Genomic DNA, 15,524 nt, shown 5'->3' with positions numbered 1-15,524 from the left:
ATGGGGCCGCTGACACCGACGCACTGCACCGTGTGCGACAAGATCCTGCCGCTCTGGCAGGACGCCCGCCAGCCCCCCTGCTGCACGGACGCTTCCTGCCGGCTGCTGCTGGCGCAGCGCGCGCAATTGGGCGAGTTCCTGTTCCAGCACCAGGTGAGCCAGGGCCGCGCCCGTGCACGCGAACGGGCCGAGGAAGCGCGGGCCGTGGCGGCGCGCGCCGCCGCTGAAGGCGCCGAGAGCGAACGCGCCTTTGCGGCCCTGCGCGCCCAGCGCGGCACGGGCCCCGGCGTGCTGGAGACCGTGCTGCCCAGCGGGCCGCGGCGCACGCGGCCGGTGTCGGCGCGGCGGCGCGCGGCCTACGAAGCGCATCTGCGCGCCGTCGTGGCCGAGGCCTTTGTCGAGCCCCCTCCCAGTGCCCCGCCACCCGCGCCTGCGGGCGCTCCGGCGCTGGACTCGCGCCTGCCCGAACGCCTGTGCACCGCCTGCGGCGGCGGCTGCTGCACCGCGGGCAAGGAGCACGCCTACCTGATCCCCGCCAGCATCCAGCGTCTGCGCTTCCAGGACCCCAGCCTGCAGCCCGAGCAGATCGTGCAGTTCTATCTGCGCCACATCCCGGCGCAGGCCTGCGTGAACTCCTGCGTCAACCAGACCCGCCAGGGCTGCGCGCTGCCGCGCGAGTGGCGCTCGGACACCTGCAACACCTGGGCCTGCAAACCGCTGCAGACCCTGTACGAAGGCCTGCAGACCGAACCGCGCGTGCATACCGTGCGCGTGCTGCGGCGCCGCCAGGACCAATGGACGCAGACCCTGCTGCAGGCCGACAACGGCATCGTGGCGCGCGCCGAGTTGCGCGAGGACGCCCTGCTGACCCTGCGCGCCCCGCGCGATGACTGAGGCCGCCCCCCAGCTCTGCGCCGCCTGCGGCGGCCTGATGCGCTTCGAGCCCGGCAGCCAGCGCCTGCGCTGCGCCGCCTGCCGCGGCGAGCAGGTGCTGGACGACCCCGGCGGCGCCGCGCTGGCCCAGGCCCTGGCCGAGCAGGACTACGCGCACTACCTGGCCCTGCGCGCCGGCCAGGAGCCGGCCATTGCCGCGCAGACCGTGGACTGCCCGCAATGCGGGGCGCGCTGCGAGTTCCCGCCCATGGTGGTGGCCATGCCCTGCGCCTTCTGTGCCGCGCCACTGCAGGCCACGCAGGCCCATGCGCAGCGACAGATCCGCCCGCACGCGCTGCTGCCCTTTCAGCTGGACGACGGCGCCGCCCGCCAGGCCTTTGCACGCTGGGTGGGCAGCCGCTGGTTCGCGCCGAATGCACTGAAGGCCCTGGTGCGTTCGCCCGATGCCGGGCGCGGCGTCTACCTGCCGGCCTGGACGATCGACGCGCACAGCCATTCCGAGTACCGCGGCGAGCGCGGCACCCACCGCCAGGTGCGCGAGACGCGCCAGAACGCCCAGGGCCAGAGCGAGACCGTCACCCGCACGGTGACCGACTGGACCCCGGTGGCGGGCGAACTGGACCTGCAGTTCGACGACGAACTCATCCCCGCCAGCGCCAGCCTGCCCGCGGCCGGCGCGCCGGCCCTGGCCATGCCGGAACTGGCCGCGCTGCGCGTGGTCGATGCGGACTACCAGGCCGGCTTCCAGACCGAGGCCTACGCCCTGGGCCTGGAGCCCGCCTTCGCGCAGGCGCAGGCGCGCTTCGAGGCGCGCATCCGCAGCGCGGTGGAGCGCGAGATCGGCGGCGACGAGCAGCGCATCCACAGCCTGCACAGCCAGTTCGACGCGATCCGCTTCCGGCTCATCCTGCTGCCGGCCTGGATCTACAGCTACCGCTTCCAGGGCAAGGTCTGGCAGGTGGTGGTGAATGGCCACAGCGGCACGGTGGCGGGCGAGCGGCCCTGGTCGGCCTGGAAGATCGCGCTCACCGTGGCCGGCGTTGCGCTGGGCGCCGCGCTGCTGTGGTGGCTGGGGCAGGGCGGTAGCGTGGCGTGAGCCCGGCGGGCCGCTGAGGCGCACCCGAGCTCGCGCGCGCTTGGCAGCCGGGGTGCCTGCGGCGCAGCATGCCGGGCATGAACACGCCCATCGCCGACACGCGCCCCGCGCCAGCCCACCCCGCCCGCCACTGGCCGCTGGCCCTCGCAGCCTGGTTGCTGCTCTACCTGCTGGCTTTGGGCCTGGGCGAGCTGCCCGGCCTGCAGGCCCTGGGCCAGGCGGCCCACACCGGCAGCGCCGCGCACGGCCACCCCTATGCCGATACGCGCGCCTGGCTCGGCCTGCCCTTTGCGGCCGACACGCTCAGCAACCTGCCCTTCGTACTGCTGGCCCTGCTGGGCGCCGGGCGCCTGCGCCGCCACCCGCTGCAGGGCATCGGCCGCCGCGCCGCCTGGGTGTTCTGCGCCGGCCTGCTGCTCACCGGCCTGGGCTCGGCAGCCTTCCACCTGGCGCCCAGCGCCGGCAGCCTGGTGCTGGACCGCCTGGGCATGGCCGTGGCCTTTGCCGGCCTGTTGGGCCTGGCCAGCACGGCGCGCCTGGGCGAGGCCGCGGCGCGCTGGCTGCTGCCCGTCTACCTGCCGCTGGCGCTGCTGGCCGCCGCGCTGCCGGGTCTGGGCGGCACGGTCTGGCCCTGGGCGGTGGCGCAGTACGGCGGCGTGCTGTGGCTGCTGGGCCTGTGCCTGCTGCCGCAGCCCGTGGGCGCGCCGCGCTTGGGGCTGGCCTGGGTGCTGCTGGGCTATGCCCTGGCCAAGCTGTTCGAAGGCCTGGATGCGGCGATCTTTGCCGCCAGCGCGGAATGGGTCAGCGGCCACACGCTCAAACACCTGGCCGCGGCGGCGGCGTGCTGGCCGGTGCTGAGCGCTCTGCGAAACAAGGTGTGACGCGTTTGTCGCCGTTGCCACGCTGAACAACCAATCCTCACCCGCATTCGCAAAGTCTTACCGCCTACCCCCGGGCAAGCCCGATAGGTCAGATCGCATATTGGATCCAATATATCGGCTCCAGCAGATGCACTGGCGCGGTGCGTAGGACTGCTGGTGTGCGGCCCCTCCGCTTCGCGACGGTGGGGCGGCAGCGCCCGGGCAAGGACCCGGGCGTTCCCCCACATAGACCGATGGAGACACCCCGATGCGTACCCCTGCCCTTTCCGGGCTGGGCCTGGCCCTGGCTTGCTGCCTGAGCCTGGCCCATGCCGCCCCCCGCCCCAGCGACACCCTGCCGCGCCCGCACAGCCACCAGGCCGTCAGCCCCAAGGACCGCGCCCCGCTGCCCAGCACGCGAGAACACCTGCGCGACGACGCCGGCCAGACCCTCAAGCGCCGCCTCGCCGCACGTGCGGCCGCCGCGGCCTGTGACACGAGCCTGTACACCACGCGCAGCGGCAGCGCGCTGGTGGAGGCCATCCGCGCCAGCAGCACCGATTGCATCAACCAGCTCTTCACCCTGAGCGGCGCAGACGCGCAGAAGGCCTTCAACGAAACGCAGATGCGCAGCGCGGCCGAGGGCCTGCGCCTGCAGGCGCTGAGCTACGCCGGCAACAACAACGGCGCCATCCAGCAATTGCTGCTGTACCTGCGCGCCGGCTACTACGTGCAGTACTACGCCCCCGAGGTGGTGGGCAGCTATGGCAGCGGGCTGAAGACGGCGCTGCGCGGCGCGCTGGACGCGCTGTTCGGCAATGCCGCGATCCGCCAGGTGAATGACGCCAACGGCGGCGTGCTGGCCGAGGCCGTGACCCTGATCGACTCGGCCACCGAGAACGCCCGCTACCTGTGGGTGGTGCGTCAGCTGCTGGACGGCTACGGCGCCGACTGGAATGCCTACTGGGGCATGAAGAACGCCGTCAACAACGCCTTCACGGTGTTGTTCCGCGGCCATCAGAACGACGACTTCCAGGCCGTGGTGCAGAGCGACACCAGCGTGCTGCAGGCACTCTCCAACTTCGCCAACCGCAACTGGGGCCAGCTCGGCGGCGCCGAGGGCTATCTGGTGACGAACGCCGCGCGCGAGCTCGCGCGCTTCCTGCAGTACGGCACGCTGAAGCCCGTGGTGCGCCCCATGGTGCAGACCCTGGTGCAACGCAGCAGCGTCAGCGGCGTCACCGCCCCGGTGTGGATCGGCCTGGCCGACATGGTGGACTACCACGACCCCGGCCGCTGCACCGACTACGGCCTGTGCGACTGGCGCGCCCGCGCCGAGGCCGCCGCGCTGCCGCAGCGCCAGGTCTGCAGCCCCACCCTGACCCTGCGCACGCAGTCCATGAGCGCGGCCGAACTCAACGCCACCTGCGCCTCGGTGGTGAACCAGGAAAGCTACTTCCACGCCAAGCTGCAGACCAACAAGCAGCCGGTGGCCAATGACCTCAACAGCGCGCTGGAGCTGGTGGTCTTCAACAGCAGTGCCGACTACGAGACCTACGCCGGCGCGCTGTTCGGCATCGACACCAACAATGGCGGCATGTACCTGGAGGGCAACCCCGCCACGCCGGGCAACCAGGCGCGCTTCATCGCCTACGAGGCCGAGTGGCTGCTGCCCAAATTCCAGGTCTGGAACCTCAACCACGAGTACACGCATTACCTGGACGGCCGCTTCAACATGCTGGGCGACTTCGCGGCCGGCCAGACCACGCCCACGGTGTGGTGGGTCGAGGGCCTGGCCGAGCATGTCTCCTACTGCTACCTGAACCAGCGCTACGACCGCGCCTTCACCGAGGCCCCCAAGCTCAGCTACACGCTGAACCAGCTGTTCGACACCGACTACAACGGTGGCAGCACGCGCGTCTACCAATGGGGCTACCTGGCGGTCAGCTTCATGATGGAGCGCCACCGCGCCGACGTGACGACGCTGCTGGGCCATTACCGCAAGGGCGAATGGGCGGCCGCGCGCACGCTGCTGAAGACCACCATCGGCAGCCGCTACGACGCCGAGTTCCGCAGCTGGCTGCAGGGCGTTTCCGCCACCGGTGTGAACTGCGCCAATCCGGTCGTCAACCAGCCGCCGGTGGCGCGCTTCGAGAGCACGGTGAATGGCCTGTCCGCCAGCTTCCGTGACACCTCGACCGACGCCGATGGCCGCGTCACCACCTGGCGCTGGACCTTCCACGACGGCAGCCAGTCCACGCTGCCCAACCCGAGCAAGACCTACGGCGCGGCCGGCGACTACCCGGTGACGCTGGAAGTCTGGGACGACGGCCGCCTGGGTGCGCGCACCGACGGCAGCGTGCGCATCACCGCCAGCCCCTGCCCGAGCCGCAGCGATGCGATGGGCAATGGCTGCGTGCGCAGCGGGCTGAGTGCCGCGCAGGGCGGGCTGCTGTACTACTTCATCCAGGTGGACAAGCCCAACACCACGCTGACCATCCAGACCAACGGCGGCAGCGGGGACGCGGACCTGTACTTCAGCGGCAGCGGCTGGGCCAGCCCGGGCAGCTACCAGCTGCGCTCGGCGGGCAATAGCAACAGCGAGACGCTGCAGATCCCGATCGCACAGCCGGGCTACTACTACCTGACCCTGCACGCCTACCAGGCGTTCAGCGGGCTGAGCCTGAGCACGCGTTACTGAGCCCTGCCTACGACGGGCCGGCCGCTCAGGCCGGCCCGTCCAGGCGCTGCCACAGCGCCTCGAAGCGCTCGCCGAAGGCGGTGAGCAAGCCAGGCTCCTGGCTCAGCACCAGGTTCTCCTCGTTCAGCTCGCTGGCGCTGCGCGTCCAGTTGTAGCTGCCGTTCAGCAGCCAGCTGGCGTCGAACAGGGCGAACTTGTGGTGCATGTGCGCGCGGCTGCGGTCCACCCGCGTGGGCACGCCGTGCGCCATCAGGCGGCGCGCATCGCTGCCGGCGTCGAAGGCCTTGTCGTTGTCGGTGATCAGGCGCAGCTGCACGCCGCGCCCGTGCGCGGCCAGGATCTCGGTCGTGATGCGGTCGTCGGAGATCGTGAACACGCACAGGTCCACGCTGCGGCTGGCACCGCGCAGCCGGCCCAGGATGGCACGCAGGCAGTCCTCACCCGGGCTGAAATGCGCGCGGCTGGGTGACAGGCCGGCGGGCAGGCGCGCCTGGTCAAGGGCGCGCATCACGCCCTCCAGCCAGGGCAGCAGGTCGGCCGCGGCCTCGCCGGCTTCAACGCGTTGCCGCGCCAGCGCGAAGGCCTGCTTGCGCAGCTGGCGCAGGCCGTCCTCGGGCGGATTGGCCTCGCGCAGCGCGGCAATCAGGTCGCGCCGCTCAGCGTCGCTAAGGCGGCTGTCGGCCAGGCTGTCGTCCAGGGCGGCAAGCAGGGGGGCGGGGTTCCAGCTCATCGGCGCATGATCGCTGCCACTCAGCGCTCGAACACCCGGTAGGTGCGCGTGGGCACGTCCATCACCCAGGCCTGGTACTCGACCCAGCTGATCTTGCCGCGGTGCGGCGGCCAGGGGTCCAGCACCAGCAGGTGCGTGCCTTCGCCGGTGGGCTGGTTGTCGCTCACCATCGCGCTCACGGCCACCCAGTGGCCGGGCGAACCGCGGCCGGCCGCGTAGTCCTGCGCGCGCCACAGCATGCTGAAGATCAGGGGCGTGCGCTTGAGCGTGTTCACCAGCGCGCCCACGCTCCAGCTCATCGGCGGGTTGCAGCGCAGGCCATGGGCGGCCGCGAAGCGCGCGCCCAGCGGGGCGCCGAGGTCGGTGGCGGAGCCGTTGTTCAAGCCGCCGTCGGCCGACACCATGTCGCGCGGCGTGCGGGCGATCACCGCCGGCACCGTGCTGCGCGTCAGCATGGCCGTGCTGGCGGCCCAGCAGGTGCTGGGCGTAGGCTGCGGAATGTGGGTGAGGTTGTGATTGGCGCTGGCAATGTTCAAGCCCTGGGCCAGCGCGGCCTGGGTGATGGGCCCGGCCACGCCGTCCGCCGAGAGGCGGTTCTGGCGCTGGAAGGCCAGCACCGCGGCCTGCGTGCGCGGGCCGAAGTCGCCGTCCACCTTCAAGCGCGGCTGCGCCCCCTTGGCATTGAGCTGCACCTGCAGCACCACGACATCAAACCCGCGGGAACCCTGGCGCAGCAAGGTGGGCATGGCAGACCTTTCGGCAGCGGTGACGAAGGGCGCGATCTTGACAAGCCGTGGCGACGCAAGTGCAAGCACTTGCAACGACACCCCGGTCACGGGGGCCTTGCGGCCGGTCCCCTACTGGCAGCCCGCCTGCGCCAGAAAGCCGCTGAGCGAACCGAGCCCCTGCAGCTGGCCCTGCTGCAGCAGGTAGACCTGTTGATCGGCGGCGGACACACCGACGTACAGCGCGCCGGCATAGGCGCGGTAGCGGTAGGGCGCCAAGTCCTGCGAGAGGGCCGGCGGCTGCAGCAGCGTCGGGTAGCTGCGCTCGCCCCAGTCGAGCAGGCATTCGATCGCCGTCGTGCCCGTGGCCAGGGCCTGGGCCCAGCGCAGGCTGCGGTTGCCGCGGTCCACGATCAGCAGGCGGCCGTCGGCCCCGGCCGCCACGTCCTTGGGGTTGAAGAAGCGTGCGGCGCTGCCCACGCCATCGGCGCGGCCGGCCTGCAGGCCCAGGGGGCTGCTCACCACACCCTGCGGGGTGACATGGCGCAGGCGCTGGTTGTCAGTGTCGGCCACCCACAGGCCGCCATCGGGTGCGGCCGCCAGCCCGGTGGGGAACTGGAAGCGCGCGCTGCGCCCGCTGCCGTCGGCAAAGCCGGCGCTGCCGCTACCCGCCAGGGTGCTGAGCTGGCCGGCATCGAGCACGCGCACGGCGTGGTTGCTGCGGTCCAGCACATAGACCTGGCCCTGCGTCCCCACCGCCACATCCACGGGCGAGCGCAGGCGCGCCGTGGTGGTGGCGGCGCCATCCACGAAGCCGCCCTGGCCGGCACTGCCCGCCACGGTGCTGACGAGCCCGGCCGCCGTGACGCGGCGCACGAGGTGGTTGCCGAAGTCGGCCACGTAGAGCGTGCCATCGGGTGCCAGCGCCAGGCCCATGGGTTCGTTGAACTGCGCGGCGCTGCCCGCACCGTCGCGGCTGCCGCGCTCGCCGTTTCCCGCCAGGGTGCTGACCTGGCCATCGGGCGCGATGCGGCGCACTGCGTGGTTGCCGCTGTCGGCCACGTAGAGCGTGCCGTCGGCCGCCGCGGCCAGGCCAGCGGGCTTGCGAAAGCGCGCCGCGATGGCCGCGCCCTCCGTGTAGCCATAGCTGCCGGGCCGGCCGGCCCAGACGCTGCTGCGGCCCGCCTCGTCCACGCGGCGGATGGCGTGATCGGCCGCGTCCGCCAGATAAGCCTGGCCGGCCGCATCCACGGCCACGGCGAAGGGGTCCTCGAAGCGCACCGCGTTGCGTTCGCCCTCCACCGCCGCGCTGTGGCCGGGCAAGCCGGCCCAGAGGCTGAGCTGGGCACCCTGCAGCTGGCGGATCAGGTGGTTGCCGCTGTCCGCCACCAGCACCGTGCCGCCCGGCCCGGCGCCCAGGCCCATCGGGGTGTAGAGGCTGGCGGCCGTGCCGCTGCCATCGGCCAGGCCCGGCTTGCCGGTCTGCCCCACCAGCACGCTGACGGTGCCGGCCGGGCTGCGCTGCAGAAGCTGCTGTTCCTGCGCGTCGGCAATCAGCAGGCTGCCGTCGGCCAGCAGGGCCAGGCCGCGCGGTTCGCTCAGGCGCGTGCCGGGCCCGGCGCTGAGCAGGGTGCTGACCACACCGGCCGGCGTGATCTTGCGGATCGCCTTGGTGGGGCCGGTGTCGGCCACGTAGAGATTGCCGGCGCTGTCCAGCGCGACCGCCTGCGGGTCGGAAAAGCGCGCCGCGCTGCCCGTGCCGTCCACGCTGCCCTGCTGGCCGGGAGAGCCGGCAAGGGTGGTCACCAGGCCGCTGGGCGTGATTCTGCGGATCACCTGGTTCTGGTAGTCGGCCACGTAGAGGTTGCCGGCGCCATCCTGGGCAAAACCGCGCGGTTCGTTGAAGGCGGCGGCCGTGCCCTGACCATCGGCATGGCGCGATCCATTCGCGCCCTGACCGCCGCCGGCCAGGGTGCTGACGCGGCCGTCCGCCGCCACATGGCGGATGCGGCCGTTGTTGCTGTCCAGCACCCACACCCCGCCCTGCGGCGCCGGCAGCACGCCGCTGGGTTCGTTGAACAGGGCGGTGGCACCCGCGCCGTCGGCAAAGCCGCTCACACCCATCTGCCCGGCCAGCGTGCTGACCGTGCCATCGGCGGCCATGCGCCGGATCAGCTGGTTGCCGGTGTCGGCCACCCAGACCATGCCCTGCGCATCCACCACCGCCTGGCGCGGCGCGCGGAACACGGCGCTCAGGCGCGGGCCGTCCACGGCGGTGAGCAGCCCGCTGGGGCTGCCGGCCAGGGTGCCGGCGTAATGGGGTTCTGGGGCCGCCGCGGCGAACTGGGCCAGCAAGGCGACAAGACAGAGCAGGCGGCGCATGCACGCTCCCGATCAGGGGGGAGCAGCCACTGTGGGCCGCCGCCCGCGTCGGGTCAAGCCGGGCCGGCGGCCAGCCCTTCCACCAGCTCGTGCTTGGCCAGCACCGTGCTGTGCCCGGCCTGCCAGCGGCTGACCTGGTAGCCATTGGTGAAGACCAGGCTGCCGTCGGGCGCGAGGTCAAAGCCGGCCACATGGCGGGCCAGCACCTCGGTGGCGTGGCCGGGGCGCAGACGCACCAGTTCCCAGCTGGCCGGCACCAAATTGCCGGCGTACTGCGGGTCGTCGCGCACCTTGCGCAGTTCGATCATGCGGCCGTGCAGCCAGAGCTTGCCAAGGTCCTGGTCCAGCTCGGGGCTGCGCGGCCCGCCGGCGCTGCGCAGCGGCTCTTTGCCGTAAATCATGCTGAAGAAGTTCAGGTAGCCGAACACCGCCTTGAGCAGGCGCACCGGCATCAGCAGCATGTCCATCAGCGCGTGGCCGGCGCGCTCGTGCACGGGCTTCTCAACCGGGCGGCGGATGGCGTAGATCGTGCCGTCGGCCGCCTGGCGCGGCGCGATGTGGTCGTAGCGGGCGTCATCCACCAGGATGCAGAGCGCGCCGCTGCGGTAGTCGAGCTGGCAGAGCGTCGCGTGTGCCACCGCGGTCAGATGGCCCTGCTCGGGGTGGCGGGCCACGCCGCTGCTCTGGTAGACCACGCTGGCCGCACTGCCGGGCACCAGGGCGGGCGCGGCGTCGATGCTGTCGCCGCCGGTGATCGCGCCCTTGAGCGTGCCCTCCTCGTCGTAGACCTCCAGCTGCGCCGTGCCGTCGTGCAGGCGCACCGAAAGGATCAGGCGCCGGTCGGCCGGGTTCCAGGCCAGGCCCTGCACGGCCAGCGCATTGCGGTGGAACAGGCGCACTTCGCGGTCTTCGCTCAGGTGCAGGCGAAACAGACCGGTGGACTCGCCGACGCGCAGCAGGTAGTAGAGGGTGTCGGCGTCCGGCCCGAAGCAGGCGTAGAGGAAGCGCGGCGGCGGCAGCGGTGCGCCCTGCTGGCGGCCCCAGAGCGCGTTGGCGGGGATCACCCCGCTCTGCTGCTCGCTGTCGCGCGGCGCATGCTTCCAGCTGCTGTTGCGGCGGCTGCGCTCGTCGCGCTCCTGCACCTCGCGCGCAAAGGCGCTGGTGATCTGGCGTGGCGCCGCACCCTCGCGGTGCAACCACAGCTCGCCCTTGGCGATGACGACGGTCTGCACGGTTCTTCCTCCCCGGCCCTGTGAAGCGGCGCATCGTAGGCGCGTCGCGTCGGGCCTCGGCCCCTCAGTAGAGGGTCTGGCGCTGGCGCTCCTGTAGCGCGCCGTCATAGCCCGCGGCGTCGAAGCCGGCGCTGAAGGCGGCGATCAGGCTGCCTGTGGAGGGCAGGCTGCTGCGCGCCACCTGCGCAGCCGGGTCCCACAGCCCGCCGCGCTGCGCGGCACGGGCGCATTGGAAGAAGACCTTGTGCACGGCGATCACCAGCACGCTGCGCGGCAGCTTGTCGCCGGCGGCAAAGCGTTCACACAGCTGCGGCTGCGCGCTGATGCGGGCGCGGCCCTGCACGCGGATGGCCTCGCCCACGCCGGGGATCAGGAAGAGCAGGCCGATGGCGGAGTCGGCGGCGAGGTTGCGCAGGCTGTCGATGCGGTTGTTGCCACGCCGGTCGGGCAGCAGCAGGGTGCGGCCCGCGTCCACCACCTCGACCAGACGCTCAGCTCCCCCATTCGCGCGGCCGTCGCCACGCGGCGAGAGATCCAGCGCACCGCTGCCGGCATTGCGCGTGGCCAGCACGCACCAGGGCGCGGCCTCGATGAAGCGCTGGTACAGCGGGTGGATGTGGTCGCACTCCTTGTCCAGCGTGGCCGCGGCGGCGGGGCGCTGGGGCTCGGGGTAGAGGGCGCGCAGGGCGGTCAGGGTGCGCAGGTCGTGGGTGTCGTCGTGCCAGCAGTGCATCGGGCCATTCTGGCCGCGGTGCTGCCTACACTCCGCGCCCCTTGATGGCACCACGCCTCTTCATGTTCCTTCGATTGCTGCGCCTGCTGCCCCTGCTGCTGGCGCTCGGCGTGCAGGCCGAGGAGGCGCCGCTGCGCTTCAGCCTGCCCGGCGCGGCCCAGGGCTTCGACGCCGGCCAGTACCCCGCGCACTGGCGCTTTCGCCGCCTGGCCGAGCCGGTGTTCGGCAGCCGCATCCTGGTGCTGGAGGCCGGCGACCCGCAAGCGCAGCCCCTGATGCTGGTGCATGGCCTGGGCCAGAACGGCTTGCGTGACTGGCTGGGCCAGATCGAGCCGCTGGCGGCACGCTACCGCGTCATCGCGCTGGACCTGCCGGGCTTCGGCCACTCCGAGCCTGGGCAGGGTCGCTACTCGCCGACGAACTTCGCGCGCCTGCTGGCCTGGCTGCATACCGAGCTCGGCCTCGCGCCCGGCCCGGTGGTCGGCCATTCGATGGGGGGCGCGGTGGCGCTGCGCTACGCGGCCAGCCACCCGGAGCAGGTGACTCAGCTGGTGCTGGTGGATGCCGCCGGCATCCTGGAGCGCAGCAGCTTCCTGAAGACCCCGACCACGCTGCCGCGCGAGCTGGACGGTGCGCCGCGCCTGCTGCGCCGCTTGGCCCACCAGGCCAAGGACCTTGGCGACAGCCTGGTGGAACTGAGCGGCCTGGGCGCCGACCCGACCGCCTGGCTGAGCGCCCACGACGGCGCCTGGCGCCTGCTGCTGCAGGACCAGCCCAACACGAACGCCGCGCTGGCGCTGATGGAAGAGGACTTCAGCGCCGCCGCGCACCAGCTGCCGCGCCCCACCACGCTGATCTGGGGCGAACGCGACCGCGTGGCGCCGCTGCGCACCGGCCAGGCCCTGCTGGCCACCCTGCCACAGGCGCGGCTTTACACCCTGCCCGAGGCCGCTCATGTGCCCATGGCCGACCAGCCGCAGGCCTTCCAGCAACTGCTGCTGCAGGCCCTGGAGGCCCCCTGGCCGGCTGCCGCCCCTGCCGAGCCCGCGGCCGGCTCACTGCCCGATCTGCACTGCCAGCACCAGACCGGCACGGTCTACCGCGGCGCCTACCGGCGCGTGCTGATCCAGGCCTGCACCGGCGTGCAGCTCGAAGACCTGCAGGCGCAGGAGCTGCGGGTCGAGGATTCCCTGGTGAGCCTGGCACGCGTGCGCATCCAGGCCCCCCGGGGGGCGGCCCTGCACAGCCTGCGCTCGGTGCTGACGGCCACCGCCAGCCAGCTGAGCGGCGAGTGGGCAATCCGTGCCGACGACAGCCGGCTCGACCTGGCCGGCGTGCAGCTGCAGGGTGAACAGACCGCCGTGCAAGTCGACGGCCGCTCGCGCCTGCTGCTGTCGATCAGCCGCCTGGAGAGCCCGCAGTACCGGGGCTACGCCCATGGCCTCTACCGCTTCCGCCAGCGCAGCCTGGACGGCCTGCTGGCGCCCATTCGCTAGGGTCGGATCACCACCGAGCCGGCCAGCTTGTCGTGCCAGCCCTGCTTGCGCGCGTCCCAGGCGATCCACAGGAAGCCCAGGCCCAGAGCCAGGGTAGAGAGGAAATAGCCCAGATAGCGGATGCAGGCCTGGCGCGTGCTGAGGGCCTGGCCGGTACGGGCATCCACCACCTGGCAGCGCAGCCAGAGCTTGCCCGGCGTGGCGCGCAAGCGTTGCCAGAACAGCACCGTGGCCACCGCCGGCGCGAGCCAGCAGACCAGGAAGTCCATCGGCCCGGCGATGAAGACCTCATGGTCGAAGTCGTAGTAGTCCCAGCCATAGCTCGCCACCACCAGGGGCTGGGTGATCAGCAGGATCAGCAGGGTGTCGACGAGGGCGGCACCCAGACGGCGCCAGAAGCCGGCATAGGCAATGGGGGCAGTAGACATGCGAGGCTCCGAAAGGCGGCGCGCATTGTTTCGCGCCGGCGGGTCCTGCTTTTTGAGGAAGAGGGCCACGGCGGCGCCCTGCAAAGGAGGCCCCTCAGGGCCTCCTTCGCTTCCGCTGCTGCGCGGCTTACGGCTTGGCCGCCGCCTCCTTCAGGCCCGGCACATGCTCGGCACCCTGCGCGATCTGCGCGGTGCTCTGGCGCACGGCCTCGCCCAGGGGCTCCACGCGGCCGCCCAGGCAGTTGCCCAGGAAGGCTTCGGCAATGGCGTTGAAGCCGATGCGGTTGTTGGGCTTGCGGAAGCCGTGGCCCTCATCCGGGTAGAGCACGTAGCTGACCGGGATGTTCTTGGCCTTCATGGCCGTGACGATCTGGTCGCTCTCGGCCTGCTTGACGCGCGGGTCGTTGGCGCCCTGGCCGATCAGCAGCGGGCGCACGATCTGGTCGGCCTTGTAGAGCGGCGAGGCGGCGCGCAGGATGGCCTTGCCCTCGTCAGTCGTCGGGTCGCCCATGCGGCTGTACATCTGCTTCTTGCCGGCTTCCCAGTAGGGCGGAATGGTGCCCAGCAGGGTCTCCAGATTGGAGGGGCCGACGATGTCGACCGCGCAGGCGAAGGTGGTGGGTGTGAAGGCCACGCCGGCCAAGGCCGCATAGCCGCCATAGCTGCCGCCCATGATGGCGACCTTGTCCTTGCTCGTCACGCCCTGCTTGACGGCCCAGTCCACGGCGTCCAGCAGGTCGTCGTGCATGCTCAGGCCCCACTGCTTGTTGCCGGCGTTGAGGAACTTCTTGCCAAAGCCGGTGGAGGCGCGGAAGTTCACCGACAGCACCGCGTAACCGCGGTTGGCCAGCCACTGGTGGGTGCCGTTGTAGCCGTAGTCGTCACGCGCCCAGGGGCCGCCGTGCACCAGCAGCACCAGCGGGGTGGGCTTGTCGGCCTTGCCGTCGCCATTGGTGTCGGCGCCGGCCGGCAGGGTCAGGTAGCTGGGCAGGGTCAGGCCGTCGCGCGCCTTGATCTCGACCGCGTGCATGGGCTGCAGCGGGGCGTTCTGCAGTTCGGGGCGGGCCACGTAGAGCGCGCTGAGCTTCTTGGCCTTGCGGTCGTACAGATAGGTGGCGGCCACCTTGGAGACGGGGTCGATGCCGACGATCCACTTGTCATCGGCGCGCGTGCGGCTGGCCACATAGACCTCGCCCTTGCCGAGCTGCTTCTGCAGCCATTCGAAGTCAGTCTTCAGGCTCTTGTCGATGAACTTCCATTCATTGGTGAGGTAGTTCACCGCATAGGCCTGGATCTCGCCCGTCACCGGGTGGCGCAGGGTGTCGCCGAGGTCGGCGCGGGCATCGCGCGCGATCAGCTTGCGCTGGCCACTGGCCATGTCTTCGGCGAACACCGCGGTGGTGTCGCCGTCGCGCGAGTCCATCCAGTACAGGGTCTTGCCATCGGCGGTGAAGTCGATCGGGCTGGTGGCGTTGTCTTCCAGGCCGGTGCTGAGCAGGGGCTTGTCGGCCAGCGCGTCGCCTTCCACCTTGAAGAAGTCCATGCCGCCGGCGGCATTGGGCTTGGCGGCCAGGCGCAGGTTCAGGTCGTCATCGGCCTGGAAGCCGGCCACGCCGTCGGCCTTCATCACCAGCTTGAGCTCGCCGGTCTTGAGGTTCAGCAGGTGCACGTCATGCCAGCGCGGGTCGCGGTTGTTGATGCCGACCAGCACCTCGTCCAGACGCTTGCGCGAGCCACCCAGCATGCGCACGCGCACCTTCTCGAAGGGGGTGTAGTCGCGCTGCTGGCCGCTGCTGACGTCCACGCCGTAGAGGCGGAAGTTCTCGTCGCCGGCCTTGTCCTGCACGAACAGGATCTGCTCACCGTTGCCGCTCCAGAAATGGCCAGGAATCGGGCGGTCCTTGGAGTCGGTGACGGGCTTGGCCGCATCGGGCTTGGCGGCCGGGGCCACCCAGACGTTCATCACGCCGTTGACAGGCGCCATCCACGACAGCCACTTGCCGTTCGGGCTGAGCTGCGCCCCCGCCTTGACGGGGTTGCCGAACAGGGCGGCGCGCGGGATCAGCGGGGTGTCGCCCACCGTGATCGAGGCCGCCGCGGCGGGCAGTGCGGTGGCCAGCGCCAGGGCGCTGAGCAGGAAAGGGGCGCGACGGATGACAGCAGATGCAAGGGACATGAAGGCCTCTAGGGGTTGAAAGGTCGCGCAGCATAGTCAAGCCCGCAGCCCGCCCGGCAGGGGCCGGACAG

12 protein-coding genes are annotated in these 15,524 nt (G+C 71.6%); 5 read left to right on the top strand and 7 right to left on the bottom strand.

Features of this window, described 5'->3' with window-relative positions:
• From I7X39_RS08860 to I7X39_RS08845, 4 genes are all read left to right on the top strand, one after another.
• The gene (locus I7X39_RS08860; RefSeq protein WP_198110743.1) at nucleotides 1-894 is read left to right on the top strand and encodes a hypothetical protein; all 894 of its coding nucleotides are present in this window, start codon (nucleotides 1-3) and stop codon (nucleotides 892-894) included.
• Complete coding sequence (locus tag I7X39_RS08855; RefSeq protein ID WP_198110741.1) at nucleotides 887-1,990, top strand: hypothetical protein; 1,104 nt, start codon at nucleotides 887-889, stop codon at nucleotides 1,988-1,990. The genes I7X39_RS08860 and I7X39_RS08855 overlap by 8 nt, the downstream gene beginning before the upstream one ends.
• Nucleotides 1,991-2,067: 77 nt before the next feature.
• Entirely contained in the window at nucleotides 2,068-2,871 is an 804-nt protein-coding gene (locus I7X39_RS08850) for a hypothetical protein (protein ID WP_198110740.1), read from the top strand.
• A 247-nt stretch (nucleotides 2,872-3,118) separates the two neighbouring features.
• Nucleotides 3,119-5,551: a collagenase gene (locus tag I7X39_RS08845; RefSeq protein ID WP_198110738.1), complete on the top strand. Its 2,433-nt coding sequence runs from the start codon at nucleotides 3,119-3,121 to the stop codon at nucleotides 5,549-5,551.
• 25 nt (nucleotides 5,552-5,576) lie between these two features.
• On the opposite strand, the gene I7X39_RS08840 is transcribed toward I7X39_RS08845, so the two are convergent.
• The 5 genes from I7X39_RS08840 to I7X39_RS08820 all read right to left on the bottom strand — a co-directional run bounded on the left by I7X39_RS08840 (nucleotide 5,577) and on the right by I7X39_RS08820 (nucleotide 11,353).
• Nucleotides 5,577-6,281, bottom strand: coding sequence for a phospholipase D-like domain-containing protein (locus tag I7X39_RS08840; protein ID WP_198110736.1), 705 nt, complete (start codon nucleotides 6,279-6,281; stop codon nucleotides 5,577-5,579).
• A 20-nt stretch (nucleotides 6,282-6,301) separates the two neighbouring features.
• A complete protein-coding gene (locus I7X39_RS08835; RefSeq protein ID WP_198110735.1) occupies nucleotides 6,302-7,027 on the bottom strand; it encodes a peptidoglycan-binding protein in 726 nt (241 codons plus the stop codon).
• 111 nt (nucleotides 7,028-7,138) lie between these two features.
• Nucleotides 7,139-9,388, bottom strand: a complete 2,250-nt coding sequence (locus tag I7X39_RS08830; protein ID WP_198110732.1) for an NHL repeat-containing protein — start codon at nucleotides 9,386-9,388, stop codon at nucleotides 7,139-7,141.
• Nucleotides 9,389-9,441: 53 nt separating this feature from the next.
• Nucleotides 9,442-10,620 carry a hypothetical protein gene (locus I7X39_RS08825; protein WP_198110731.1) on the bottom strand — a complete coding sequence of 393 codons (1,179 nt, stop codon included), beginning with the start codon at nucleotides 10,618-10,620 and terminating at the stop codon, nucleotides 9,442-9,444.
• A 64-nt stretch (nucleotides 10,621-10,684) separates the two neighbouring features.
• Entirely contained in the window at nucleotides 10,685-11,353 is a 669-nt protein-coding gene (locus I7X39_RS08820) for an MSMEG_1061 family FMN-dependent PPOX-type flavoprotein (RefSeq protein WP_198110730.1), read from the bottom strand.
• 62 nt (nucleotides 11,354-11,415) lie between these two features.
• On the opposite strand from I7X39_RS08820, the gene I7X39_RS08815 reads away from it, so the two are divergent.
• Nucleotides 11,416-12,849, top strand: a complete 1,434-nt coding sequence (locus tag I7X39_RS08815) for an alpha/beta fold hydrolase (protein ID WP_198110729.1) — start codon at nucleotides 11,416-11,418, stop codon at nucleotides 12,847-12,849.
• Here the strand turns inward: I7X39_RS08815 and I7X39_RS08810 are convergent.
• Both I7X39_RS08810 and I7X39_RS08805 read right to left on the bottom strand, forming a co-directional pair.
• A complete protein-coding gene (locus I7X39_RS08810; protein ID WP_198110727.1) occupies nucleotides 12,846-13,277 on the bottom strand; it encodes an RDD family protein in 432 nt (143 codons plus the stop codon). The two genes, I7X39_RS08815 and I7X39_RS08810, sit on opposite strands and share 4 nt — an antisense overlap.
• 127 nt (nucleotides 13,278-13,404) lie before the next feature.
• Nucleotides 13,405-15,453: a S9 family peptidase gene (locus tag I7X39_RS08805; RefSeq protein ID WP_198110725.1), complete on the bottom strand. Its 2,049-nt coding sequence runs from the start codon at nucleotides 15,451-15,453 to the stop codon at nucleotides 13,405-13,407.
• Nucleotides 15,454-15,524 lie beyond the last annotated feature (71 nt).

Source organism: Inhella proteolytica (assembly GCF_016093275.1).
GTDB classification, from domain to species: domain Bacteria; phylum Pseudomonadota; class Gammaproteobacteria; order Burkholderiales; family Burkholderiaceae_C; genus Inhella; species Inhella proteolytica.
This window is presented reverse-complemented; position numbering and strand designations above follow the sequence as displayed.